The sequence below is a fragment of the Psychrobacillus sp. genome, assembly GCF_032154225.1.
Classification (GTDB): domain Bacteria; phylum Bacillota; class Bacilli; order Bacillales_A; family Planococcaceae; genus Psychrobacillus.
Genome location: NZ_JALDYF010000022.1, coordinates 17,174 through 41,823 on the forward strand (window position 1 = coordinate 17,174; position 24,650 = coordinate 41,823).

At 36.7% G+C, this 24,650-nt stretch carries 24 protein-coding genes, 1 riboswitch and 1 other annotated feature; of the genes, 13 read left to right on the plus strand and 11 right to left on the minus strand.

Translation table 11 applies throughout. The annotated features are described in order from the left end of the window. Positions 1-21: 21 nt before the first annotated feature. Positions 22-140, plus strand: a riboswitch (SAM riboswitch). Between the two features lie 177 nt (positions 141-317). Continuing rightward, complete coding sequence (gene metK, locus RUH95_RS19045) at positions 318-1,514, plus strand: methionine adenosyltransferase (RefSeq protein WP_313894486.1); 1,197 nt, start codon at positions 318-320, stop codon at positions 1,512-1,514. A 50-nt stretch (positions 1,515-1,564) separates the two neighbouring features. Here metK and RUH95_RS19050 read toward each other — a convergent pair whose 3' ends face one another. Continuing rightward, positions 1,565-2,080 carry a gamma carbonic anhydrase gene (locus RUH95_RS19050; protein WP_313894487.1) on the minus strand — a complete coding sequence of 172 codons (516 nt, stop codon included), beginning with the start codon at positions 2,078-2,080 and terminating at the stop codon, positions 1,565-1,567. Between the two features lie 94 nt (positions 2,081-2,174). Between RUH95_RS19050 and RUH95_RS19055 the strand changes: the two genes are divergently transcribed. From RUH95_RS19055 to RUH95_RS19065, 3 genes are all read left to right on the plus strand, one after another. Beyond that, a complete protein-coding gene (locus tag RUH95_RS19055) occupies positions 2,175-2,960 on the plus strand; it encodes an alpha/beta hydrolase (protein WP_313894488.1) in 786 nt (261 codons plus the stop codon). A 51-nt stretch (positions 2,961-3,011) separates the two neighbouring features. Next, complete coding sequence (locus RUH95_RS19060) at positions 3,012-3,695, plus strand: phosphoribosylaminoimidazolesuccinocarboxamide synthase (protein ID WP_313894489.1); 684 nt, start codon at positions 3,012-3,014, stop codon at positions 3,693-3,695. An 86-nt stretch (positions 3,696-3,781) separates the two neighbouring features. Further along, positions 3,782-5,098, plus strand: coding sequence for an NAD-dependent malic enzyme (locus RUH95_RS19065; RefSeq protein ID WP_313894490.1), 1,317 nt, complete (start codon positions 3,782-3,784; stop codon positions 5,096-5,098). 17 nt (positions 5,099-5,115) lie between these two features. On the opposite strand, the gene RUH95_RS19070 is transcribed toward RUH95_RS19065, so the two are convergent. The 4 genes from RUH95_RS19070 to mnmL form a co-directional block, all read right to left on the minus strand. Further along, a complete protein-coding gene (locus RUH95_RS19070) occupies positions 5,116-5,625 on the minus strand; it encodes an isoprenylcysteine carboxyl methyltransferase family protein (RefSeq protein WP_313894491.1) in 510 nt (169 codons plus the stop codon). A gap of 34 nt (positions 5,626-5,659) precedes the next feature. Then, positions 5,660-6,742, minus strand: coding sequence for a type III polyketide synthase (locus tag RUH95_RS19075; RefSeq protein WP_313894492.1), 1,083 nt, complete (start codon positions 6,740-6,742; stop codon positions 5,660-5,662). A gap of 325 nt (positions 6,743-7,067) precedes the next feature. Beyond that, a complete protein-coding gene (gene mnmM / locus RUH95_RS19080) occupies positions 7,068-7,637 on the minus strand; it encodes a tRNA 5-(aminomethyl)-2-thiouridylate-methyltransferase MnmM (protein ID WP_313894493.1) in 570 nt (189 codons plus the stop codon). Next, positions 7,634-8,593, minus strand: a complete 960-nt coding sequence (gene mnmL, locus RUH95_RS19085) for a tRNA modification radical SAM protein MnmL/YtqA (RefSeq protein WP_313894494.1) — start codon at positions 8,591-8,593, stop codon at positions 7,634-7,636. The genes mnmM and mnmL overlap by 4 nt, the downstream gene beginning before the upstream one ends. A gap of 158 nt (positions 8,594-8,751) precedes the next feature. Here mnmL and RUH95_RS19090 point away from each other — a divergent pair, with 158 nt between their 5' ends. Continuing rightward, positions 8,752-9,933, plus strand: a complete 1,182-nt coding sequence (locus tag RUH95_RS19090) for an MDR family MFS transporter (protein WP_313894495.1) — start codon at positions 8,752-8,754, stop codon at positions 9,931-9,933. A 58-nt stretch (positions 9,934-9,991) separates the two neighbouring features. Here the strand turns inward: RUH95_RS19090 and RUH95_RS19095 are convergent, their stop codons facing one another. Then, a complete protein-coding gene (locus RUH95_RS19095) occupies positions 9,992-10,750 on the minus strand; it encodes an SDR family oxidoreductase (RefSeq protein WP_313894496.1) in 759 nt (252 codons plus the stop codon). 145 nt (positions 10,751-10,895) lie between these two features. On the opposite strand from RUH95_RS19095, the gene RUH95_RS19100 reads away from it, so the two are divergent. From RUH95_RS19100 to leuS, 4 genes are all read left to right on the plus strand, one after another. Next, positions 10,896-11,474 (plus strand): TetR/AcrR family transcriptional regulator, encoded by a 579-nt coding sequence (locus RUH95_RS19100; protein WP_313894497.1) that lies wholly within the window; start codon positions 10,896-10,898, stop codon positions 11,472-11,474. A 130-nt stretch (positions 11,475-11,604) separates the two neighbouring features. Further along, complete coding sequence (locus RUH95_RS19105; protein ID WP_313894498.1) at positions 11,605-12,294, plus strand: CoA transferase subunit A; 690 nt, start codon at positions 11,605-11,607, stop codon at positions 12,292-12,294. A gap of 7 nt (positions 12,295-12,301) precedes the next feature. After that, a complete protein-coding gene (locus RUH95_RS19110; protein ID WP_313894510.1) occupies positions 12,302-12,961 on the plus strand; it encodes a 3-oxoacid CoA-transferase subunit B in 660 nt (219 codons plus the stop codon). Between the two features lie 63 nt (positions 12,962-13,024). Further along, positions 13,025-13,239: a binding site (T-box leader), on the plus strand. Between the two features lie 43 nt (positions 13,240-13,282). After that, positions 13,283-15,694 (plus strand): leucine--tRNA ligase, encoded by a 2,412-nt coding sequence (leuS, locus tag RUH95_RS19115; protein WP_313894499.1) that lies wholly within the window; start codon positions 13,283-13,285, stop codon positions 15,692-15,694. Between the two features lie 211 nt (positions 15,695-15,905). Here the strand turns inward: leuS and RUH95_RS19120 are convergent, their stop codons facing one another. Genes RUH95_RS19120 through RUH95_RS19135 form a run of 4 tightly spaced genes read right to left on the minus strand, consistent with a single transcriptional unit; the run spans position 15,906 to position 17,946 of the window. Then, complete coding sequence (locus RUH95_RS19120; RefSeq protein WP_313894500.1) at positions 15,906-16,085, minus strand: hypothetical protein; 180 nt, start codon at positions 16,083-16,085, stop codon at positions 15,906-15,908. Between the two features lie 13 nt (positions 16,086-16,098). Continuing rightward, positions 16,099-16,707 (minus strand): ABC-2 transporter permease, encoded by a 609-nt coding sequence (locus tag RUH95_RS19125; RefSeq protein ID WP_313894501.1) that lies wholly within the window; start codon positions 16,705-16,707, stop codon positions 16,099-16,101. Then, positions 16,700-17,569: an ABC transporter ATP-binding protein gene (locus tag RUH95_RS19130; RefSeq protein ID WP_313894502.1), complete on the minus strand. Its 870-nt coding sequence runs from the start codon at positions 17,567-17,569 to the stop codon at positions 16,700-16,702. Before RUH95_RS19130 ends, RUH95_RS19125 begins: the two co-directional genes overlap by 8 nt. After that, a complete protein-coding gene (locus RUH95_RS19135; RefSeq protein ID WP_313894503.1) occupies positions 17,569-17,946 on the minus strand; it encodes a GntR family transcriptional regulator in 378 nt (125 codons plus the stop codon). Before RUH95_RS19135 ends, RUH95_RS19130 begins: the two co-directional genes overlap by 1 nt. Positions 17,947-18,137: 191 nt before the next feature. Here RUH95_RS19135 and RUH95_RS19140 point away from each other — a divergent pair, with 191 nt between their 5' ends. Beyond that, positions 18,138-18,656 (plus strand): GNAT family N-acetyltransferase, encoded by a 519-nt coding sequence (locus tag RUH95_RS19140; RefSeq protein WP_313894504.1) that lies wholly within the window; start codon positions 18,138-18,140, stop codon positions 18,654-18,656. 334 nt (positions 18,657-18,990) lie between these two features. Here RUH95_RS19140 and RUH95_RS19145 read toward each other — a convergent pair whose 3' ends face one another. After that, positions 18,991-20,247 (minus strand): BaiN/RdsA family NAD(P)/FAD-dependent oxidoreductase, encoded by a 1,257-nt coding sequence (locus RUH95_RS19145; protein WP_313894505.1) that lies wholly within the window; start codon positions 20,245-20,247, stop codon positions 18,991-18,993. Between the two features lie 298 nt (positions 20,248-20,545). Here RUH95_RS19145 and RUH95_RS19150 point away from each other — a divergent pair, with 298 nt between their 5' ends. The 3 genes from RUH95_RS19150 (at position 20,546) to hemY (ending at position 24,464) form a co-directional block, all read left to right on the plus strand. Then, entirely contained in the window at positions 20,546-22,162 is a 1,617-nt protein-coding gene (locus RUH95_RS19150) for a putative polysaccharide biosynthesis protein (protein ID WP_313894506.1), read from the plus strand. 9 nt (positions 22,163-22,171) lie between these two features. Continuing rightward, positions 22,172-22,885, plus strand: a complete 714-nt coding sequence (locus tag RUH95_RS19155; RefSeq protein ID WP_313894507.1) for a pseudouridine synthase — start codon at positions 22,172-22,174, stop codon at positions 22,883-22,885. Positions 22,886-23,030: 145 nt separating this feature from the next. Next, entirely contained in the window at positions 23,031-24,464 is a 1,434-nt protein-coding gene (hemY, locus tag RUH95_RS19160; RefSeq protein WP_313894508.1) for a protoporphyrinogen oxidase, read from the plus strand. The last annotated feature ends 186 nt before the right edge of the window (positions 24,465-24,650 follow it).

A 24,650-nucleotide genomic window follows, 5' to 3' on the forward strand; every position in this document is an offset into this window, starting at 1 on the left:
TGATGATGAATTGAACGGATACTCTTATCCCGAGCTGGTGGAGGGGTCAGGCCCTATGAAACCCGGCAACCTGTAATTAGTAAGTTTAATTGCAAAGGTGCCAAACCTGAGACAAGGTGAAATTCCTTGATTGATAAGAGTGAAAGGTGTTTATGATATTAATAACCTTTCCTCATGTATATATATGTGAGTGAAAGGTTTTTTTTTATAACATCGCCCTTTAATCCTTGTGTGCCAAGTCCAAAGCAGCTTGACATGGGAATGAGTACCGTATCAATTCTTGAGAGAAATCTCGCAGGATATAGGAGGAATTATGTATGACACAGCGCCGATTATTTACGTCGGAATCAGTAACAGAAGGGCATCCAGATAAAATTTGTGATCAAATTTCAGATGCAATTCTAGATGCAATTTTAGTAGAGGACCCAAATGCACGTGTCGCTTGTGAAACGACTGTGACAACTGGTCTTGTATTAGTTGCAGGAGAAATTACAACATCTACATATGTAGATATCCCAAAAGTAGTACGTTCTACTATTAGAGAAATTGGTTATACTCGTGCGAAATATGGTTTTGATTCTGAAACGTCTGCTGTATTAACTGCAATTGACGAACAGTCTCCAGATATAGCGCAAGGTGTTGATCAAGCACTCGAAGCAAGAGAAGGTTTAATGTCAGATTCAGACATTGAAGCAATTGGAGCAGGGGACCAAGGTCTTATGTTTGGTTATGCTTGTAATGAAACACCAGAACTTATGCCATTACCAATTAGTTTAGCGCATAAGTTAGCTCGCCGTTTAGCGGAAGTTCGTAAAGATGAAACGCTAGACTATCTTCGTCCAGATGGTAAAACGCAAGTAACAGTAGAATACGATAATGATAATAATCCAGTGCGTATTGATACGATTGTTATTTCTACACAACATAGTCCAGAAGTTACTTTAGAACAAATTCAAAAAGATTTAAAAGAACTCGTTATAAGTCCGATTGTTCCAGCGGAATTAATCGATGAAAATACAAAATACTTTATCAATCCTACAGGTCGATTTGTTATTGGTGGACCTCAAGGGGATGCAGGTTTAACAGGGCGTAAAATTATTGTTGATACTTACGGTGGTTATGCTCGTCATGGTGGTGGAGCATTCTCTGGTAAAGATCCAACAAAAGTAGACCGTTCTGCTGCTTATGCTGCACGTTATGTTGCTAAAAATATCGTAGCTGCTGGAATTGCAGATCGTTGTGAAGTGCAACTTGCTTATGCAATTGGTGTAGCTCAACCAGTATCGATTGCAATTGATACTTTTGGAACAGGTAAAGTAGATGAGGAGCAATTAGTATCACATATTCGTGAACTATTCGATCTTCGTCCAGCAGGTATTATTAAAATGCTTGATCTTCGCCGTCCAATTTACAAACAAACTGCTGCATATGGTCATTTCGGTCGTACAGATATCGATGTACCATGGGAAAAAATAGACAAAGCAGAGCTTTTAAAGCAAAAAGTAGGACTATAATAACAAAAGCTGCCGTGAAAACGGCAGCTTTTGTTATGATTATGTCTTTGTTATTTACCCTGTAACGACTTATAATACTGTCCTTTTTCGGCATACTCCCGAATAATGCGTTGGACGTCTTCTTTATCTGCATCCGTCAACTCACGCACAACTTTTGCTGGACTGCCCATTGCAAGCGAGTTCGGTGGAATTTTCTTTCCAGGAGGCACTAAGCTGCCTGCTCCAATAAAAGCACCTTCACCAATTTCTGCACCATCTAAAATAATCGAACCCATTCCGACTAGTGCACCTTTGCGGACAATACAGCTATGTAATGTTACTTGATGTCCAATTGTTACTTCATCTTCCAAAATAAGAGGCTTATTTGGACTTTGGTGTAAGCAGCATAAATCTTGAACGTTCACTTTTTGTCCAATAATTGTAGGAGCAACGTCCCCTCGAATTACTGTATTATACCAAATTGTAGACTCTTGTCCGATTGTCACATCTCCAGTAATTGTGACATAATCAGCGATGAATACCGTTTCGTCAATTTGTGGACTTTTGTCTTTATATGGATAAATCAATTAGTACACACTCCTTATCAAAGTAGAATATAATTAATCGTATCAAACAATTGTATGTAAGGGAATAATATCTAATAAAGAAGAGGTGATGTTCATGTGGAAGTGGGAAACAGAAGAAAAGCCAAAAGCAGTAGTTGTTATTGTTCATAGTGCATATGAACATCATAGAAGATATGCATGGCTCATTGAAAAACTTAGAAGTTCTAATTGTCATATTGTTATGGGAGATTTGCCAGGTCATGGTGAACAAAGAAAAGGCATTCATGATGAGGCTTTTGATGAATATAAAGAATATATAAAACAAGCATTAGAAGTTGCCGTTACTTATGGCTTACCTATCTTTATTCTAGGTCATGGGTTAGGTGCAACCATATTAATGAAAGTAATGAAAAAACTTCAAATTGAATACGCAGGCGTCATATTAACTTCACCTTGGTTGCAACTGAAAAAGTTGCCTTCTAAATGGGCGAATGCATTAGCTAAAATATCTGTTCCACAAAAGATCAATCATGGCATTCAGTTTAAAGATATTACGCGTAACTACGAAGTGTATCAACAATTTCAAGATGATATAGCCTTTCAAACAATCGTTACAAATACATGGTATAAAGAGTTGCAAATGCTGATGAAGAGCGTCACACAATCATCGGAATCGATTCCGAATGTGCCTGTTTTATTGATGACTGGTGAGCGAGATAAAATTACAGATATTAAAACAACTGCTTTGTGGATAAAAAAACAGGAGCTTTCCGAATATCAGTTTAAAGAATGGAAAAGTTGTTTACATGATTTATATCAAGAGCCAGAAAGAGAAGAAATTTTTGCTTACTCAGATGCTTTTATAAATAATGTTCTAAGATCTATCGGGTATATTGTTTGAAAACGAGGTTAGGTGTAAAATAAGAACAGAAATTTAGAAGGAGTTAAAAAAATGAATCTTACATATCAAGGGAAAACAAAAGACGTTTACAAATTGGATAATGGCGATGTTTTATTGAAATTTAAAGATGATGTAACTGGAGAGAATGGCGTATTTGATCCTGGTGCAAACACAGTTGGCTTAACGATTGATGGAGCTGGAAAAGCTGCTCTACGCATGACTACTTATTATTTCGAGCAGTTGTTCGAAAAAGGAATTCCTACTCATTTCATCGAATCGAATGTGGAAGAGTCAACAATGACTGTAAAAGAGGCAAAAGTGTTTGGTAAGGGATTAGAAGTAATTTGCCGTTTCAAAGCAGTAGGAAGTTTTTTACGCAGATATGGTGCATATTGTGAAGAAGGACAAGCGTTAGATGCATTTGTAGAAGTGACGATTAAAGATGATGATCGTCAAGATCCGCCAATTTCGAAGCAAGCTTTATCGATGCTATCTATTTTATCGGAAGAAGAATATGATATATTGCAAACACTAACGCAACAAATCTCGCTATTAGTGAAAGAAGATCTAGCTGCAAAAGGGTTAGATTTATATGATATTAAGCTAGAATTTGGACGAGATACTAAAACAAATGAAATTATTCTAATAGATGAAATTTCTGGCGGAAATATGCGTGTTTACAAGGACGGTCAATATATTGAGCCACTAGCACTTGTATCATTATTATTCAACTAATAATAAAAAAGCCTTTTTTCATTTATGAAAAAAGGCTTTTATGCTATGATTAAGAAATTATTAAAAGAAAGCTAAGGGGAATATACATGATTAACCAACATATTATTCGTAACATCATTATAGAAACACCTTCAAAACCAGGGAACTTTGCAAAAGTAGCTACAGCTATCGGTATTGCTGAAGGAGATATTGGTGATATTACAACACTGAAAAGTGGTGCATTAACGACTCTTCGGGATATTTCCGTTACATGTAAGTCGGAAGTACAACTACAACAAGTGATCAGTAATATTGAAGCAATTGGTGGCGGAGTGAAGATTCTTGCGGTAACAGACGATGTATTGAAAGCGCATGAAGGCGGAAAAATTGCCATGAAGAGAAGAGTGGACGTTCGTTCACTTGGAGATTTACAACGCATTTACACTCCTGGTGTTGCAAGCGTTTGTATGGAAATTTTTAATCACCCGGAGAAAGCAAATTATTTCACTTCTATCGGTACTAGTGTTGCGATTGTCACAGATGGAACAGCCATTTTAGGTTTAGGGAATATCGGTTCTGTCGCAGGTATGCCTGTAATGGAAGGGAAAGCAGTATTGCTAGATCAATTTGTTGGTTTAAGCGGTGTGCCGATTTTATTGAACACAAGTGATCCAGATGAAATTGTGGAAACTGTCAAACATATTCACCAAGGCTTTGGAGCGATTTTATTGGAAGACATCGGATCTCCTCATTGTTTTGAAATAGAAGAACGATTAAAAGCAGAACTTTCCATTCCAGTTATGCATGATGACCAGCATGGAACAGCAGTTGTTGCTTTAGCAGCAGTGATTTCTGCATGTAAGTCAACTGGAGTTGACCCGAAAAAAGCAGTAATTGGTCAAATTGGTCTTGGAGCAGCAGGACTTGCTATTTGCCGTATGTTAATGGCTTATGGTGTGGAGGAAGTATATGGAATTGATCGTCAAGAAGACGCGACTGATCGCCTGGTTAACTATGGTGGGAAAACAAAAGCTACTTTAGAGGAAATGATGGAGAGTTGTGACATTATCGTTGCTACTACTGGAGTATCGGGACTGATTAAGCCTGAAATGGTACGTAAAGGTCAAATTATTTTAGCGTTGTCTAACCCGAACCCAGAAATTCTTCCATCTGTAGCAATTGCGGCTGGAGCAGCATTTGCAGCAGATGGTCGTTCGGTCAATAATGTTATTGGTTTCCCAGGCATTTTCAAAGGTGCTTTAGATGCTGGAGCAAAAGAGATCACATATCCAACGCTTATTGCAGCTTCTCTTGCAATTGTAGACCACACAAAACAAGGCGAGCTTATACCAAACCCACTAGATCCAACACTTCATCATCATGTTGCACGTGCGGTTGAAGAAGCAGCAAATAGCGCAAAATAATAAAAAGAAGATTTCGGCTAAGAAGCTGAAATCTTCTTTTTAAATTGTTCATCATAATTAGTAGCGTGTATTAGTGCTTCTTCCTCAGCTGGTATTCGAACAGAAAGCATTGCAAGATTTAATAATGTAAAGACAAGTGCAGTAAAATATGCTTGGAACATAAGAGGCAACAGGGCAATTTCGATACAAACAACTACATAATTTGGATGACGAAAGAAAAGGTACGGTCCTTTTTTCACAACGTTAGCATTCGGTAATATAATAATTTTTGTATTCCAATAGGGCCCTAATGCCTGCAAACACCAAAATCGAATAATCTGTACGAATAAAAAAATGAGAAAAAACAAAGGAAATAATGGAGAAATGCTTTGCTGGAAAAAAATAACTTCAACTATTAGACTTATAAAAAAGCTAACATGGAGTGCAATCATATAAGAATAATGGGAAGCCCCAACTTCGTATGCCCCTTGAGCAAGCATCCATTTTTCATTGCGCTTGGCAATAAAAACCTCCAAAATTCTTTGCATTATTACCAGGGAAATAATAATTGAAAAAAGTATGTTAATCCCTCCATTCCAATAATAACGCTTCTCCGCAAAAGCCGGGACCTAGTGCTACTAGTAGTCCAAGATCATCTTTTTTGTTTTCTTGCAGTAAAAATTGTTCTAATACATAAAGGACAGTTGGAGATGACATATTCCCGTGATGTTTAAGTACATTTCTAGAAATATCTGTTTTGTCTGAAGTAAATTGTAATGTTTGTTCGTATGCTTCTAACACTTTTTTACCGCCAGGATGTGCGATGAAATGAGAAAGCTGTTGTTTTGTTACATGCTGTTCGGATAAAAACTGATCAATGAATGGTCCTAGCCAACTTGAAATAACATTTGGAATGCTTTTCGAAAAAACAACATGAAAGCCATCATTTTTTATATTCCAGCCCATAACATTTTCTGAATCTGGCATCCATTTAGAAGCAGTTTGAACAATGTAAGGGAGATTTTTTTTACTTGGTAACGTTACTTCATCTCCGCATACTAAAACAGCAGCAGCACCGTCAGCAAATAACGATGCACCGATTAAGTTACTTTTAGAGAAATCATTTGGTTGAAAGGTGAGACTGCAAAGCTCCACACAAACGACAAGCACTTTTGCGGTCGGGAATGCTTTACAGTAGTCAAACGCACGGCTAATTCCAGCAGCTCCTCCAGCGCAACCAAGCCCCCAAATAGGAATTCTTTTTAAGCGGTCGGAAAAAGGTAAATGGTTCATAACACGAGCATCGATACTCGGAGTAGAAATACCGGTGCTACTAATGAAAATAATGGCATCTATTTCATTTGGATGGACGGGATTTTCTAAAAAGATATCATTTTCAAGACAAGTACGGATCACTTCTACACTATATTTAGTCGCTAACTCGACGTAAATATCATTTCTTTCTTCTAAATTATGCGATTTTTGATGCCATTCTAAAGGGACACAAAAAAACCTTGTTTCAATATCGCCATTTTCAAAAACTTTTAATAATCGATCAAGCTGGTCAATTTTGTTTTGGAATAGCTCTTTTGTTAGTTGTTCAATATTCTTTTGGTCTAATGAGTAGGGAGGATTATATGTACTAATCGAAGCAATTTTAGGCATGGAGATTCTCCTTTTTTTACTAACTAAGAAAATATAAGCTTTCCTACTTAGTAGTTGTCTAGCTTCAGTGCCTAGCCCCTCGGGGTCAAATGTGAAAAAGCTGCGGTGGCTGGGGAACTGCCTCCTCGCTTCTCCCCATTTTGCTCCTGCGGTTACTCGTCGCAGAAAGAACTCTGCTCCTGCGGTTACTCGTCGCGGAAAGAATTTTGCTCCTGCGGTTACTGGTCGCAGAAGAATTTGTCTGTCGGGGCAGAAATAGGCACTAACGCATTTCTTCTTAGCTTCTCCATGCTTTTGAAATATATGCAAAAAAAGAAGACAAAAGTTATTTTGCCTTCATTTTTTCTAGTGCAATGATAAATGGTGGATTATTTTGTTGGTTTAAAAATTGGTAGGAAAGAACATGAACATATGATTGAGGAAGCTCCCTTACATAATCCATCAATGAATTTTTTTCATCTTCCCCACCTGGATGTCCGTGGTAAACTACAAGCACAATGATTCCCCCAATTTTCAGCTTATGTAAAATAGCTTCAATTGCTTGAATGGTGGAAGCTCCTTTCGTTACGATTTCTTGGTTGCTTCCGGGTAGATATCCTAAATTGAATATTGCTGCTGCTATTTCCGTTTCTACATAAGAAGCTACATTTTCATGACCATCTAAAATCAACGTTGCTCTAGTTTCTAAATTTGCTTGTTGAAGTTTTTCCGCCGTTGATTGAATTGCCTCTACTTGTACGTCAAACGCATAGACATGTCCTTTTTCGCCAACAAGCTCCGCAAGAAAAACAGTGTCATGCCCGTTTCCAGCAGTCGCATCGACAACCGAATTTCCAGGTTCAATAACTCTAGTTAGTAATTCTTGTGAAAAAGGTAACACTCTTTTTAAAATCATTTAATAACACCAATTTCTTGATAATATTTTCCTTGATAGCTTTCTCTTTTTGCGAGCTCTGCATCAATTCCGTTCAGCACATCCCATTTGTTCACACTCCACATTGGGCCAATCATTAAGTCAATTGGACCGTCGCCTGTAATGCGGTGAACGATCATTTCAGGAGGGAGCGCTTCTAATTGATCGGCAACAAGTTGAATATAGCTATCTCTTTCCATAAATTCGAGCATTCCTTTTTCATATTGCTTCACCATAGGAGTTCCTTTTAGTAGATGAAGCAAATGAATTTTAATACCTTGTACATCGAGCTTTGCTACTTCTCTAGCCGTTTCCATCATCATTTCACGGTTTTCAAGCGGTAGTCCATTAATAATATGTGTGCAAATGCGAATGCCATGCTTTCTTAATTTATCGACACCTTCTACATATGTAGGGAAGTCATGCGCACGATTGACGAGTTTAGCTGTTTTTTCATGAACAGTTTGCAAGCCGAGCTCTACCCATAAATAAGTTCGTTCATTTAACTCTGCTAAGTATTCGACAACATCGTCTGGTAAACAATCGGGACGAGTGGCAATCGAGATACCTACAACACCTTCTAGTGCTAATGCAGCTTCAAACTTTTCTTTTAATAAAGGAAGCGGCGCATGTGTATTTGTATACGCTTGAAAATAAGCGATATATTTTCCGGTTTTCCACTTTTCATGCATTTTGCCTTTTATTTTTTCAAATTGCATTGGAATTGGATCTACTTTATCACCAGCAAAGTCGCCACTGCCTGCAACGCTACAAAATGTACAGCCACCAAATGCGACAGTACCGTCTCTATTTGGGCAATCAAAGCCTGCATCAAGTGCAACTTTAAAGATTTTCATATCAAATATATTTCGTAAATATCGGTTCCATGTGTAATACCTTTTTCCATCAGACGGAAAAGGGAAATTATTTTCGTTCATTACTATTCACTCCTTAACAGGCTTATTTTATCACTTCTTCGTGAATTTTGCAGAATCATCTTGTCGTTATTTATGAAAAAGCATACAATGATTTAGCGTGCTTTTACTTCGCTTTACGAAAAGTTTGCAATTTTTTTGAGTCAATGGAGGTGTTAATTATGCCAAGAGCAGTGTGGCTGCTAATAATCGGAATGTTTATCAATGTGACGGGGAATTCCTTTTTATGGCCTTTACATACAATTTATATGCATGATTATCTTGGTCAGTCATTAACGATGGCTGGATTTGTTTTAATGATTAATGCCGGAACTGGTGTGGTCGGTAACTTGCTTGGTGGTTATTTATTTGACCGTATAGGCGGTTATAAGTCCATCATGTTTGGGACAATTCTTTCTGTTTTTGCTTTAATATTATTAACAATTTGGCATGATTGGCCAGAATATATTTGGATTGTTGCGATATTAGGTTTTAGTGGAGGAATTGTATTTCCGAGTATGTATGCGATGGTGGGAAGTGTATGGCCTGAAGGTGGAAGAAGAGCTTTTAATGCAATCTATTTAGCGCAAAATGTAGGAGTAGCAATAGGTCCAGCAATTGCTGGGTTAGTAGCAGCTCAAAATATTAATTATATATTTACTGCAAATTTAATTACGTATATTATCTTTTTTATTATTGCTGCTGTATTTTATAAAAATTTGGCAAAAACGCCAAATGTACATGCGAATGCCTCGAAAGAAAAGGATGTTAAAAATCAAAAAGCTCCTTTTTATGCAATGATGATTGTGACGTTTGGTTATTTATTAACTTGGATTGTTTATGTGCAGTGGACTACAACGATTTCGACTCATGTACTGGAATTAGGTATTACGTTGAAGCAGTACAGTTTGTTGTGGACGATTAATGGTCTTCTAATTGTATTAGCCCAGCCACTGATTAAGCCGATTATTACGCGATTAGAACATAAAATTAAAGCTCAACTTATTATTGGAATAGTTATTTTCATGGGTTCTTTTGTAGTAGTTGCTTTTGCAGAAAGTTATGCGATGTTTATTACATCGATGGTAATTTTGACCATTGGTGAGATGTTTGTATGGCCTGCTGTGCCAACACTTGCGGATCAATTGGCACCTAAGGGACGAGAAGGATTCTATCAAGGGATTGTTAATAGTATGGCTACAGTTGGTAGAATGATCGGGCCGTTAATTGGTGGAATGCTTGTTCAGTCATACGGGACACAAATGATGATTTTTATTTTGACAAGTTTAATGTTTTTTGCGATTGCTACAAGTTTGCTTTATGATATTCCATTGAAAAAAAGCCAAATGAATAATTCAAAATGAAGCATGAAAAGACCGTTAATTCGCATATGAATTAACGGTCTTTTAATTGTACTAATAATTAGTATGCAGTCCAACCAGCATCTGCAGCAATAACTTGGCCGTTGACGAAGCTTGACTCATCGGAACCTAAGAATACAGCAAGGTTTGCAATTTCTTCAGGTTGACCAACGCGTGGCATTGTCCCGCTACCGGTTTGCTGACGACCCATACCGAATTCAGACAGGCTAGTCATAGAAGATGAGATATTAGTCATAACTCCGCCTGGAGCGATACCGTTACAACGAATACCAGCGTTTGCATACATGTAAGCAGTATTTTTAGTTAAGCCTGTCACAGCGTGTTTAGATGCAGTGTACGCTGCACCAGCGCGAGCACCACGTAATCCTCCCGCAGAGATATTGTTAACGAAAACTCCGTGCCCTTGTTCTAAGAAAATGTTCGTTGCGATACGCATTGCACGCATAACACCAGTAGTATTTACTGCGAATAAGCGATCCCATTTTTCATCTGAAATTTCACCAACAGGCTCCATTCCATCCATAATACCTGCATTGTTTACTAAAATATCTAATTTACCGAATGCTAATTTTGTTTCAGCAAATAAGTTTTCTAAGTCAGCAAGTTCTGCTACGTTTGTGCGGTTCGCAATTGCTTCCCCGCCAGCTGCTTTTATAGCTGCTGCGACAGTTTCTGCACCTTCTAAATTGTAATCGGAAACAACGACCTTTGCACCTTGTTTTGCATAAGCTTCAGCAATAGCTTTACCCATACCCGAAGCTGCACCTGTAATAATAGCTACTTTGTCTTGTAATCTCATAATCATTTCCTCCTTGAATTTTATTGAACAGTTGTACAATAAAATTATAAAATAAAATGAAAGCGTATTCAACCAACAGTTTTCTTGGTTACTGTATAATAATAAACATATTTATGAATTTCTGTTCGGTAAAGGAGAGATATTTTTGAAAGCAAAAGATTTAAGAGTCGTAAAGACAAAGAAAGCTATCTATCAAGCATTAACTCATTTATTGAAAGATAAGCTTTTACCAAACATTAGAGTATCTGAGCTATGCCGGGAAGCAAATATAAATAGAGGAACCTTTTACTTTCACTATGAAGAAGTTGGGGATGTTTTTAAGGAATTTTTTGAAGAAGTAATTTTAGACTTAGAAGAATCCTACAAGGAACCATATAAATATATTTCTGCACAACAAATAAAAAGTTCAGCTTTTAAAGAGTTAGATCCAAAAACGGTTAGAATTTTTCATCATGTCAAAAAGTATGAAGATTTTTATCGAATTATTTTATCAGATAATGTACCGACAACTTATTATTATATGTTTTTTGATGCAATTCGATCGAATTTTATAGAAGATAGTAAAATTGGAAAATACAATGAATCTAAAAAGTATTTATATTCTTTTTTGACGAATGCTATTATTGGTTTAATAATTGAATGGCATCGAAGTAATTTTGAAGAGTCTGTTGATGATATGAACATTCATTTAGTGGAAACATTGAATATGATAGGGAAAATTTAAAGAACTCCATATCAACCATATAACTATTATTAAGCATTTTCTATTATAAAATGAAAAGCAATTGCTTAATGGAGCAATATTTGAGAGTATGAGAGGGAAGCATTTTTACATAAGGAAGGGGAATGAAATCATGAAACCAATTTATAATTCAGCAGCTGAAGCTGTTGCAGGTATTCAAGATGGTATGACGCTAATGGTTGGCGGCTTTGGATTAGTAGGTATTCCAGAACAGCTGATTTTAGCTTTAGTAGAAAAAGGGGTAAAAGATTTGACCGTTATCTCTAATAACTGCGGAGTCGATGATTGGGGACTTGGGCTACTTCTTCATAATAAACAAATTAAAAAAATGATAGGCTCATATGTTGGGGAAAACAAAGAATTTGAAAGACAAGTTCTTTCTGGCGAAATCGAAGTAGAATTGACACCACAAGGAACACTAGCTGAAAAAATTCGCGCAGGCGGAGCTGGAATACCAGCATTCTTTACTCCAGCTGGTGTTGGAACAGTTGTTGCAGAAGGTAAAGAAACTCGTGTTTTTGACGGTAAAGAATATGTATTAGAACAATCACTACGTGCGGATTATGCATTGATTCGTGCTGCGAAAGCCGATAAATTCGGAAATCTTATTTACAATAAAACAGCGCAAAACTTTAATCCGATGATGGCTGCAGCTGGGAAATTTACGATTGCAGAAGTAGAGGGTATCGTGGAAACAGGAGATTTAGATCCAGCTCAAGTTCACACGCCAAGTATTTATGTACAAGGACTTTTCCAAGCGGCACAAGAAAAAAGAATAGAGCGTTTAACGACACGTTCATAAGGGGGAGATTCGATTGAATACACGCGAGAAAATTGCAAGAAGAGCAGCACAAGAAATCGAGCATGGAAACTACGTTAATCTAGGGATTGGGATTCCGACATTAGTAGCGAATTTCATATCTCCAGATAAAACGGTCGTTTTACAGTCTGAAAATGGACTGCTTGGCATTGGGCCATATCCTACAGAGCAAGATGTAGATCCTGACCTTATTAATGCAGGGAAAGAAACCGTAACGACAATACCGGGTTCTTCTTTCTTTACAAGCGCAGAATCTTTCGCGATGATTCGTGGAGGGCATGTAGATGTTGCTATTTTAGGGGCGATGGAAGTATCGGAAAAAGGCGACCTTGCTAACTGGATGATTCCAGGGAAAATGATTAAAGGCATGGGCGGCGCAATGGATTTAGTACATGGTGCTAAAAAAATTATCGTCATTATGGATCATTGTGCAAAAGATGGTTCTGCGAAAATCAAAAAACAATGTGAACTGCCTTTAACAGGTAAAGGCGTTGTGAATAAAATAATTACAGAACGTGCAATGATTGAAATAACAGATGCTGGCCTTGAATTAAAAGAAGTATTTGAGGGGTATACTATTCAAGATATCATTGATGCAACAGAAGCGACGTTAATCGTTAAAGATGTAAAAGAGAATGTAGCAATCTAATTGGATTCGTAGTAAAGTCTTTCTTGTATTTTATTCCGAAATCCATTAGAATGTATTCAAATAGCAGTGACTGTGACAAGGATTAGTAAATAATGGACGTTTCCAAAGAGAGCTAACGGTTGGTGGAAGTTAGCGTAACGAATTATTGAACTCGCCTTAGAGTCTGTATAAGTGAACGATTAGTAGCTTATACCGTTTTCCGCGTTAAGGAATCAAGTTGAGTGGAAGTTTCCACTAATTTGGGTGGTACCGCGTGAGTATATACTCTCGTCCCTTAGTTTTTTAAGGGACGAGTTTTTTTATTTTTGAGGAGGAATTATAATGAGCTTTAATCATGTAGCAATCGAAAAAAAATGGCAAAAGTATTGGGATGACAATAAAACATATAAAATGATCGATGATCCATCGAAACCGAAGTTTTATGCTTTAGATATGTTCCCATATCCATCAGGAGTTGGCTTACACGTAGGTCATCCACTTGGATATATTGCGACGGATATTTTAAGTGCGTTTAAGCGTAAACAAGGGTATAACGTTCTTCATCCAATGGGTTGGGATGCTTTTGGTCTTCCAGCAGAGCAATATGCTATTGACACGGGAAATGATCCAGCAGAATTTACGGCGAAAAATATTGCGACATTTAAACGTCAAATGATGGATCTTGGTTTTTCATTTGATTGGGACCGAGAAGTAAATACAACGGATCCTTCGTATTATAAATGGACGCAATGGATTTTCATCCAGCTGTACAACAAAGGTTTGGCTTATGTAGATGAAGTGCCTGTAAACTGGTGCCCAGCATTAGGAACAGTTCTTGCAAATGAAGAAGTAATAGATGGATTATCTGAACGTGGAGGGCATCCAGTAGAACGCCGTCCGATGCGTCAGTGGGTTTTACGTATTACTGCTTATGCAGATAGACTATTGGAAGACTTAGATGATCTTGATTGGCCAGAGAGCTTAAAAGATATGCAACGCAACTGGATTGGTCGTTCGGAAGGTGCGGAGCTGACGTTTGCAATTGATGGAACGGAAGAGTCATTCCGTGCATTTACAACTCGCCCGGATACCATTTTTGGTGCAACGTATGCAGTATTAGCGCCAGAGCATAAGCTTGTCGATAAAATTACGACTGCGGAACAAGCAGATGCAGTGCAAGCTTATAAAGATCAAGTAATGCTAAAAAGTGATCTAGAGCGTACAGACCTTGCGAAACATAAAACTGGTGTATTTACAGGCGCATATGCGATAAATCCTGTAAGTGGTAAAAAAATGCCAATATGGATTGCTGATTATGTATTAGCTTCATATGGAACAGGTGCCATTATGGCAGTTCCAGCACACGATGTTCGTGACTATGAATTTGCGAAACAATTTGATTTACCGATTGTAGAAGTCGTTGCTGGTGGAAATATTGAGGAAGAAGCGTATACAGCGGATGGTACACTTGTTAACTCTGATTTCTTAAATGGTTTGAACAAAGAACAAGCGATTGCGAAAGCGATTGAATGGTTTGAAGCAAAAGGTACAGGTGAAAAGAAAATTACGTATCGTTTACGTGATTGGTTGTTTAGCCGCCAACGTTATTGGGGAGAGCCAATTCCAATTATTCATTGGGAGGATGGTACTTCAACAGCTGTAGAGGAGTCAGAGCTTCCACTTATGTTGCCAGTAACAAAGGATATTAAGCCAAGTGGAACTGGTGAATCACCTTTAGCTAATATTACAGAATGGATAAATGTTGTGGACCCAGTAACAGGTAAAAAAGGACGTCGTGAAACAAATACGATGCCACAATGGGCTGGTAGCTGTTGGTATTATATTCGTTATATCGATCCAAATAATGACGAAGCAATTATCGATCCAGAATTGGTAAAACGCTGGCTTCCAGTTGATATTTACGTTGGTGGAGCAGAGCATGCTGTATTACATTTATTGTACGCGCGTTTCTGGCATAAATTCCTTTACGACATTGGCGTTGTTGCAACGAAAGAGCCATTCCAAAAATTATTTAACCAAGGAATGATTCTTGGTGAAAATAACGAGAAAATGTCTAAGTCAAAAGGAAACACTGTAAATCCTGATGATATTGTACAAAGTCATGGTGCCGATTCGCTTCGTTTATACGAAATGTTCATGGGCCCACTTGATTCATCTAAACCATGGTCAACAAACGGGCTAGATGGTTCACGTCGATTCCTAGATCGTATTTGGCGTTTGTTCGTAGATGAGAATGGAAGCTTGAGTGCTAAAGTAGCGGACGCATCTTCTGCAAACCTAGACAAGGCGTATCATCAAACAGTTAAGAAAGTAACCGAAGATTATGAGGCAATGCATTATAATACGGCTATTTCTCAAATGATGGTATTTATCAATGAAGGATATAAAGCAGAAACGATTTCGAAAGAGTATGTAGAAGGATTTGTTAAACTAATTTCTCCAATCGTTCCGCATATTGCTGAAGAGCTATGGAGCATTTTAGGGCATACAGATACAATTACGTATGAAGCGTGGCCAACATTTGATGCGTCGAAATTAGTAGACGACGAAGTGGAAATTCCTGTTCAAATTAAAGGAAAAGTACGCGCGAAGCTAGTTGTTTCAAAAGATGCTTCAAAAGAAGAGCTAGAAGCTTTAGCTCTTGCTTCTGATCAAGTGCAACAATGGTTGGAAGGGCAAGAAGTGAAGAAAATCATTGCGGTTCCAGGTAAAATGGTGAATATCGTAATCTAATATCAAATGAAAAGCTGCTTCGACTCTCTAAATTGAGAGTCGGAGCAGCTTTTTTGATTGAAAATGAGGAATTGGACAATCATTCGGCTTAACTGGACAATCGCGAATAATAATTGGACAATCTATACTCAATGAATCAAAATGTAGAAGTGTCACTTTCTAAAATAAGGAAAAGAGCCTCCAAAAATGAATTTTTGGCAGCCTTCAGATTCTATTTATTAGCTTTTCTAAGCCGGGATGCACCATAAATGATGGCAAAAAGGACGAAGCCTATTAATATGATGTAATTCGTCAGTGGATCTCTAATTCGTGGTATTGAATCCTGAAACACTTTTAAAAGAACTAATAGTCCTATGCCGATAATAACTCCTACAACTGTTGCTTTTTTCATTATTTCATCCCCCTTAAAATACTTTTCTCTCATAAATCCGAATTGACAGAAGCCATGAACATGCATATAAAGAAATAACAAAAAATGCGATTATCAAATAGAACTGTGCATTTTGTAAAGCTAATAACATTCCTACAAGTTCGCTCATTTTTTCATTCAAATTTTGGAAGACAAAATTATTAATTACCATATAAAGTGCAAATGAAACGAGAGAAGCGATTAGCAAATATTGGCTCTTAAATTTATAAGAAAACGGCAAAAACAATGAGGTAGATACCATAACAAGACTAATAATAAATAATAAGTCTTTCCATACTGTTATTTCTCTATGAATAATTAAATTTCCAATAAAAATCATAAAAACAACTAGAAAAGTAAAAATAAAAGCGCCAATATATTTTGAACTTACAATTTCTTTTCGTGTATAAGGTAGAGAATTTAATAGAGTATTACTCGAAGACTTTTCATCATTTGCAAAAGCTCCCATTATTATTGCGATGCTAAAAATAATACCTACCCAAATGGATGAAGAACCTACAGTTAAATAAACAAATAAAACCGGCAACAAAATCATGAACGTTTTTTTGAGTAAGATGATATCTTTACGTATTAAATTAAACATACTGCTCAGCCCCTTTCTTTGTATAGAACATAATATCTTCCAAAGTTGGTCTCTCAATCAAAACCATTTCTCCAAAAATATTTTCTATACGTGCTTTATTAGCTGTTAGTGCCTCAAAACCATGATTAGATTTACGCATTGCGATAAATTCCTTTTCTGTATCCCGGTCTAATAATTCAATTCCACCTTTTACAATCGCATACTCTTCTTCAATTTTATAAAATTCCTTTGTAAACATATGCTCACCTTGATGAATAAACGTAATATAATCTGCAATACGGTCTAAATCAGTTGTAATATGAGTTGAAAAGAAGATCGTTTTCTCCCCATCTTGCATGAGATTATGGAGTATATCTAACAACTCCCTACGAAAAATCGGATCTAATCCGGAAGTAGGTTCATCCATAATAATTAGTTCCGCGTGATGGGATAAAGCTATTGTTAACGAAGCTTTCATCATCATTCCTTTAGAAAATGACTTAATCTTTTTAGTTAGCGGCAGTTCAAATGATTTAACATAATGATCGAAAAGATTGTCATCCCAATTTTTATAGGATGGTTTAATAATTTTTTTCATTTCTGCTAATGTTAGATTTTCATAAAAGATGTTTTCGTCGAATACAAAACCAATTCGCTGTTTTATTTCTTTTTCATGCTCCTTATAATTCAAACCGAATATCGATATCGTTCCACTATCAGGCTGCAATAAATTCATAATCAGTTTAATCGTTGTCGATTTCCCTACACCATTACCTCCGATAAACCCAGTTACAAATCCTTTTTTTATAGTCAGTGAAAGGTCTTTTAGTTGAAAACCTTCAAATGATTTCTGAACATGTTGTAATTCAATTACGTTTTCCATCAATCTTCCTCCTTATATAACATGGTAAGCAATTCCTTTAATTCTGTAAGGTCGATGCCAATTTCTTTACTATTTTGAATGGCAGTCAACAATTGTTCTTCAATTACTTTCATTTTTCTTTCTTTAATCATTTCATTGTTTTGTTCTGATACAAAAGAGCCTTTTCCAACAATCGAATAAATGAATCCGTTTTTCTCAAGTTCTTCGTATGCACGCTTTGTTGTAATTACACTTATGTCCAAGTCCTTTGCTAGTTGACGCATGGAAGGGAGGGAGTGTCCTGCTTGAATTTCATTGGTCAAAATATGTTTCTTAATTTGAATATAAATTTGTTCATAGATAGGGTCTTTCGAATTATTCGAAATTATTATTTGCATGCAAAAACCTCTCTTGTCATTAGTGTATATATACTTTATGTACAATATACACAAATTGAAAATGTTTGGCAATGATTTTTTTAAAAGGCTCTGTTAAAGTAAGTATAAGATTGCGAATTGTAACATTTAAACTAATATGGCAGGTCAGTATGAAAAAGAATTCTATTAAATTTGAATGGTGGTTTGTACAAATGACTATATTTATTGAAAAATTACATATTACAGACGCAGAAGATTTGTTTAATTTTGAACTTGAAAACAGAACTTTTTTCGAGGAAATGGTTCCGACGCGTGGAGATGAATACTATAACCCTGAAACGTTTAAAAAAAGACATGAAACTTTACTTGAAGAACAAGTTAAAGGGGGTTCATATTTTTATTTAATTAAAGATAAAGATAGCTCAATTCTAGGAAGAATAAATTTAGTGGATATTGATGAGTCTGATAAAATCGGTTATCTCGGTTATAGGGTGGGGCAAGTACATACTGGTAAAGGAATAGCTAATAAAGCATTAAAAATATTAGTAGAAACAGTAGCTAAGGAAGATGTAAAGCAGATCAAAGCCAAAACAACAACTAATAATATAGCATCCCAAAGGATTTTGGAAAAAAATGGATTTGAGAGAATAAATACTAGTAGTGAAGAATTCGAAATGAATGGTCAGAGGTTAAGTTTCGTTTATTATGCTTTAAATATTTCGTCTTATTGAACCGCCATGAAAATTAGTTTCTTCGAGCAAAGAAGAATGACAACACTAACGAAGACCTTGCTTAATCGGTAAAAAAAGAAGAAATCGTAAATAAGTCTATGGATTACTGTGTACTTTAGTGAAAAAATGAATTGTAAAACACATGAGCTTGGAGGTACATTTCCTAGCTCATTTTTTATGTGCATTTTTAATTCTCTATGAAATAACATCAATAATTTTGGCACTTACAAAAGTGGATGGTTTATTAAAAATCAACAAAAAAATTTAACATAGCCCTAAAAAATAAGCTGACAAGGATTTTTTCAAATTCCTTGTCAGCTTAACTTTTTCTTTATTAGTTAGATAAAGCAGCACTCATGCCAGCTATTTTCCCTGTAACGAGCGCAGATGTGATGTTATATCCACCAGTGTATCCGTGAATATCTAAAATTTCTCCACAGAAATACAAACCTGCTTTTTTCTTCGATGCCATTGTTTTAGGCTCGATTTCTTTGATGGACACACCGCCGCCTGTTACAAATGCTTTGTCGAGTGGCTGTGTACCATACACATTTACGTTAAATTGTTTAAACAAATGTGCCAATGTGCGGATTTTTTCGTGCGAAAGGTTTTGTCCATCTTCACTTTCTTGGATGTTCGCTTGTTGCAATAAAAACAACAGCCATCTCTCTGGAACAAGTCCTTTCCACACATTTTTTACTGCCTTTTTAGGCTCTTCTTTTATGGAAGATAGAAGAGTTTGAAATGTTTGCTCTTCGTTTAGATCTGGAAAACAATCGATGCGAACTTGTACAAGCTGGCCGACATTTTTTTTAAGTTCTTTTACAACGAATTGACTACAGCGTAAAATTGCAGGGCCACTTAAGCCGAAATGCGTAAATAACATGTCCATTTGATGAGTAATGATAGCTTTTCCTTTTTTATTTAAAACAGAAACAGCAACATCGCGTAGTGCAAGACCTTGCAGTTCTTTCGATTTGATGAAAGATTCGTTTGATAATAAAGGAACTTCCGTTGGATAAAGATCGGTAACAGTGTGACCTGCTTTTTCAGCCCAAGGATAGCCGTCTCCTGTAGAACCAGTTTGCGGTACTGCTTTACCTCCAACTGCAACTACGACAGCGCCAGCTACTATTTCTTCGCCAGTAGCAAGGCGAACACCAATTATTTTTTCATCGTTCATTAATAATTTAGCTACTGGAGAGTTTAATTTTATTTCTACATGAAGTCTTTTTAACTCGTCGAGGAGAGCATTTACGACATCCATTGCCTTATTCGAAACAGGGAACATTCTCCCGTGATCTTCTTCTTTTAAGGCTACTCCAAGATTTTCAAAAAACTCAATAATGTCTTCATTATTAAAAATGGAAAATGGACTAAACAAAAAGCGTCCGTTTCCAGGAATGTTTTTAACGATTTCTTCTTGAGGGAGTCTATTTGTTACGTTACAACGTCCTCCACCAGATATAGCAAGCTTTTTCCCAAGCTTCGATCCTTTTTCAATAAGTAATACTTTTTTATTTTCTGCTCCTGCAGCTGCAGCGGCCATTAGTCCAGAGGGACCCCCGCCTATTACGATAACGTCATACATAGTAGATTCACACTTTCACTTTTTTCTTTATTATACATGATTGTGGTTTTGTTACGACAGATGTAAACTGTAAGATAGACATTTTAACTTCATTCAGCAGAAATCTTCTACTTTTATAAGTGGTGAGATGAATGCAAAAAATGTATTCAGTTAAATGGGATCCACAAATCCCTGTTGAATAAAGTTAAAGCCTCTGGCGGCTGCAACAGATTTTTTAGAGGAATTTCTCGAGCAAGCTAGAGAAAAATCTGTGCACAAATACGCCAAGGCGAATTTGATATATGATTGGGCGGGTTTTATGGCATCGAATTTATTAAAAGGGACAATGATTTTAACGGTTGGTCTCTTATTATCTAGAATTTTAGGAGTGCTGTATGTCATTCCTTTTTATCAATTAATTGGGGAAGAGTATATAGCTCTTTATCAGTATGCATATGTACCATATTCTATAATGCTTGCAATTGCTGTGTCAGGAGTTCCGATTGCAGTTTCTAAGTTTGTTGCAAAATACAATACACTTGGAGATTATGCAACGGGTAGAAAATTAGTCAAATCAAGCATGTTACTTATGAGTTTGACGGGTGTACTAGGATTTATCGTGTTATATGCTTTGGCTGAACCAATTGCTCATCTAATTATTAAAGATGAGAAAGCTGTTTTTACTGTTCAAGATGTAGCAACAGTTATAAAATATGTAAGTTTTGCAGTAATGGTTGTACCTGTCATGAGTTTAATTCGTGGATTTTTCCAAGGATATCAACATATGACTCCGACTGCAGTTTCTCAATTATTTGAGCAAATTGTTCGTATTTTATTTGTATTAGCAGGAGCATTTTTCGTTCTAAATGTTTTTAAAGGATCTGAAAAGACAGCCGTTTCATTTGCGGTGTTTGCTGCCTTTTTAGGAGCAATCGCAAGCTTAGTCGTTTTATATTGGTATTGGAATAAGTTAAAGCCTGAGTTTGATGGACTACTACATGGCACTGGAAAAACAACTTCGGATGTTTCTTTAACGAATATTTACAAAGAAATGTTAGTATATACGGTACCTTTTGCTTTAGTAGGAGTGATTAATCCACTATTCCAATTCATTGATATGATTACATTTAACCGGGCAATGTTAATGAATGGTGTAGATGGAGAAGCTTCTAATACATTATTAGGAATGTTAAACTTTTCTACGCATAAGCTCGTCATGATTCCTGTTATGCTAGCAACTGGTTTTTCGATGACGTTAATTCCGTTAATTACGAGTTATTACGCAAAACAAGATTTTGCTCAAGTGAGAAAATCATTAGATCAATCATTTCAAATTTTATTGTTTTTAACTTTACCTGCAGCTTTGGGAATTTCGGTGTTGGCAAATGAGTTTTACTTTGTGTTTTACGAGCAAAGTGACACAGGTGCTACGGTGCTAGCTCATTATGCTCCAGTCGCAATATTGTTTGCGTTATATCCTGTGACGACTTCTATTTTGCAAGGGATTGATCGTCAGAAGCTTATTATTTTGAATTTATTAGTAGGTATTTTAACGAAGTTAGTGTTAAATACGCCGTTCATTAAAGCGTTTGAAACTGATGGAGCTATTTTAGCGACTGCTTGTGGTTATATAGTAGCTATTGGGTTGAATATGATTGCAATTCGAAAAACTTTGCAGTACAAGTCTACGATGGTATTTAGACGTATTCTTCTTATCATCGTTGTAAATGCGCTTATGTTGAGTTTAGTTTTTGTTTCTAAATGGGGAATTGAAAAGGTATTTACTGCTGATGGAAAGTTTGGAGCTTTGCTTGTTATTATTGTGTGTGCATCTATAGGCGCAGCTTTTTATGGTTATGTAACGTTAAGACTTGGACTTGCACAAAAGTTATTTGGGGAACGACTTACACGTTTTACGAAAAAATTTGGTTTTTAGGAGTACAAAATGCGATTAGATAAATTTCTTGCTCATATGGGCTTTGGTACAAGAAGAGAAGTAAAAGAGTTGATCAAGTCAAAAGCAATTCAAGTAAATGATGTTGTTGTGAAAGATAGTTCACTGCATGTGAAAGAAACAGAAGATGTTGTGACTGTTTACGGGGATATTGTGCATTATAAAGAGTTTATTTACTTAATGATGAATAAACCCCCGGGCGTAGTTTCGGCAACGGAAGATTCGAGAGATCAAACAGTCATCGATCTATTAGATGATGATGTACGTCATTTTGATGTGTATCCAATTGGACGATTGGATAAAGATACTGTTGGGTTACTGTTGTTAACAAATGATGGTGCTTTAACGCATCGTCTACTTTCTCCAAATAAAGATGTACCGAAAGTTTATTTTGCGAAAATAGACGGAGTAGTGGTTGATTCAGATATCGAGGCTTTTTCGAATGGTGTAATTTTAGATGATGGTTATCATACGAAACCAGGAATATTAACTATTTTAAGTAGTGGCCCGGTTTCTGAAATTGAATTGTCTATTACAGAAGGTAAGTTTCATCAAGTAAAAAGAATGTTCGAGTCTGTTGGCAAAACAGTTGTTTATTTGAAGAGATTATCTATGGGGGCTTTGAAGTTAGATGAGTCTCTAGCGGAAGGGTCTTATAGAGAGTTAACAGAAGAAGAGTGGGACAAAATTCAAATGAAAAAATGAGGGCAGGAAGAGGATTATTATTCTCTTCCTGTTTTATTTATTTTAACTATGCATGCTTAGTAAGTGATGAGTATCACGGCGTAGGAAACGACATTGAATTACTATTGTGATGTAAAGATGTCCAAATCCGAAAGGTCGATGGAAAATGGAGAGTTCTGTAAAAAGAATTGTTATTATTGGTGGCGGGATAACGGGACTGAGTGCAGCTTATTATACAAGTAAATGGTTTGAAGAACGTAATATTCCGGTGGCACTCACGCTAATTGAAAAAGGCGAAAAACTTGGCGGGAAAATACGTACATTACATCGAAATGATTTTATTATTGAAAAAGGTCCAGAATCGTTTTTAGCTCGGAAAGCACCCATTATTTCATTAATAAAAGACCTTGGCTTGGAAGATGAATTAACTTCAACTAACCCACAAGCCAAAAAAAGTTTTATCTTACACAAAAATAAATTACATGCAATGCCACCTGGTCTTGTGCTTGGCATCCCGACGGAAATTACGCCGTTTATGAAAACTGGACTTGTTTCTCCTTTAGGAAAAGTTCGCGCAGCTATGGATTTATGCTTACCGAAAAAGAAAGGGACAGCAGATGAGTCTCTTGGGAGTTTTATCGAAAGACGTTTAGGAAAAGAAGTGCTAGAGCATATTACGGAACCGTTATTAGGTGGTATATATGCAGGGGATACATATAGTTTGAGCTTACAGGCAACATTTCCCCATTTTTATGAGATGGAAAAAAAGCATCGGAGTTTAATACTTGGGATGCTTGCGAATAAATCTAAACAAGCTCCGAGTGAAAATGTCCCGAAAATCGCTAAACAAAATATGTTTTTAACGTTTAAAAATGGTATGAGCACCTTAGTTGATCGACTGGAGGAAGCTTTGCAGTCGATTACGATTCAGACGGGTCATGGAGTAGAGGAGATTACGCAAAATGGACGTTGCTATGAAGTTTGTGTAACAGATGGAGAAAAACTGTTAACCGACGGGCTTATTCTAGCATTGCCCACCTTTGAGGCAGCTAAATTAGTAGAAAATATCGTTTCTTTAAATTGGCTGAATGAAATTAACTATGTATCTGTTGCCAATATTGCGCTTGCTTTCGAGAAAAAGGATATTTTATTTCCGCTAAATGGATCTGGATTTGTTATTCCACGAAAAGAAGGAAGAAACTTAACCGCTTGTACATGGAGTTCCTCGAAATGGCTTCATGCAGCACCGAGTGATAAAGTATTGTTGCGTTGTTATGTGGGGCGTGGAGGTGCGGAGCAGTGGGTGCACTTAACAGAACAGGAATTGCTAGCGAAAGTATTAAGTGATCTAGATGAAATAATGGGTATTAAGGCAACGCCATTATTTCATGAAATAACTCGCCTTTGTCAGTCGATGCCACAATATCCAGTAGAACATGCGGAAAAGCTTAAAGAAGTAAGGGAAACGCTTCAAACGAAAGCACCTGGCATTTATGTATGTGGAGCAGGTTATGAAGGGGTTGGAGTTCCCGATTGTATTGACCAAGGCAAACGAGCAGCGGAGCAAGTAGTTAATTACTTTAACACGCCTGTTGATTAACCATTTTATTCAATTTTATATTTCCGTTCGTTTTCTAAGTAAAATGCGTCTTAGTGAGTTTCAGCAAAGATTTACGCTACAGAGGCGGACGCTTACCGCGGGCACGGCTTCAGCCGCTTCCTTCACTTCGTTCAGTCCAGGGTCTTCGACTAACGCTTTTCCCGCCGGAGTCGCCACCCCTTTCGC

Bases quoted from the DNA above. Each gene is read 5' to 3' on its own strand.
- metK (WP_313894486.1), top strand. From the start codon at position 318: ATGACACAGCGCCGATTATTTACGTCGGAATCAGTAACAGAAGGGCAT.
- RUH95_RS19055 (WP_313894488.1), top strand. From the start codon at position 2,175: ATGTGGAAGTGGGAAACAGAAGAAAAGCCAAAAGCAGTAGTTGTTATT.
- RUH95_RS19060 (WP_313894489.1), top strand. From the start codon at position 3,012: ATGAATCTTACATATCAAGGGAAAACAAAAGACGTTTACAAATTGGAT.
- RUH95_RS19065 (WP_313894490.1), top strand. From the start codon at position 3,782: ATGATTAACCAACATATTATTCGTAACATCATTATAGAAACACCTTCA.
- RUH95_RS19070 (WP_313894491.1), bottom strand. From the start codon at position 5,625: ATGCAAAGAATTTTGGAGGTTTTTATTGCCAAGCGCAATGAAAAATGG.
- RUH95_RS19075 (WP_313894492.1), bottom strand. From the start codon at position 6,742: ATGCCTAAAATTGCTTCGATTAGTACATATAATCCTCCCTACTCATTA.
- mnmM (WP_313894493.1), bottom strand. From the start codon at position 7,637: ATGATTTTAAAAAGAGTGTTACCTTTTTCACAAGAATTACTAACTAGA.
- mnmL (WP_313894494.1), bottom strand. From the start codon at position 8,593: ATGAACGAAAATAATTTCCCTTTTCCGTCTGATGGAAAAAGGTATTAC.
- RUH95_RS19090 (WP_313894495.1), top strand. From the start codon at position 8,752: ATGCCAAGAGCAGTGTGGCTGCTAATAATCGGAATGTTTATCAATGTG.
- RUH95_RS19095 (WP_313894496.1), bottom strand. From the start codon at position 10,750: ATGAGATTACAAGACAAAGTAGCTATTATTACAGGTGCAGCTTCGGGT.
- RUH95_RS19105 (WP_313894498.1), top strand. From the start codon at position 11,605: ATGAAACCAATTTATAATTCAGCAGCTGAAGCTGTTGCAGGTATTCAA.
- leuS (WP_313894499.1), top strand. From the start codon at position 13,283: ATGAGCTTTAATCATGTAGCAATCGAAAAAAAATGGCAAAAGTATTGG.
- RUH95_RS19120 (WP_313894500.1), bottom strand. From the start codon at position 16,085: ATGAAAAAAGCAACAGTTGTAGGAGTTATTATCGGCATAGGACTATTA.
- RUH95_RS19125 (WP_313894501.1), bottom strand. From the start codon at position 16,707: ATGTTTAATTTAATACGTAAAGATATCATCTTACTCAAAAAAACGTTC.
- RUH95_RS19130 (WP_313894502.1), bottom strand. From the start codon at position 17,569: ATGGAAAACGTAATTGAATTACAACATGTTCAGAAATCATTTGAAGGT.
- RUH95_RS19135 (WP_313894503.1), bottom strand. From the start codon at position 17,946: ATGCAAATAATAATTTCGAATAATTCGAAAGACCCTATCTATGAACAA.
- RUH95_RS19140 (WP_313894504.1), top strand. From the start codon at position 18,138: ATGACTATATTTATTGAAAAATTACATATTACAGACGCAGAAGATTTG.
- RUH95_RS19145 (WP_313894505.1), bottom strand. From the start codon at position 20,247: ATGTATGACGTTATCGTAATAGGCGGGGGTCCCTCTGGACTAATGGCC.
- RUH95_RS19150 (WP_313894506.1), top strand. From the start codon at position 20,546: ATGGCATCGAATTTATTAAAAGGGACAATGATTTTAACGGTTGGTCTC.
- RUH95_RS19155 (WP_313894507.1), top strand. From the start codon at position 22,172: ATGCGATTAGATAAATTTCTTGCTCATATGGGCTTTGGTACAAGAAGA.
- hemY (WP_313894508.1), top strand. From the start codon at position 23,031: ATGGAGAGTTCTGTAAAAAGAATTGTTATTATTGGTGGCGGGATAACG.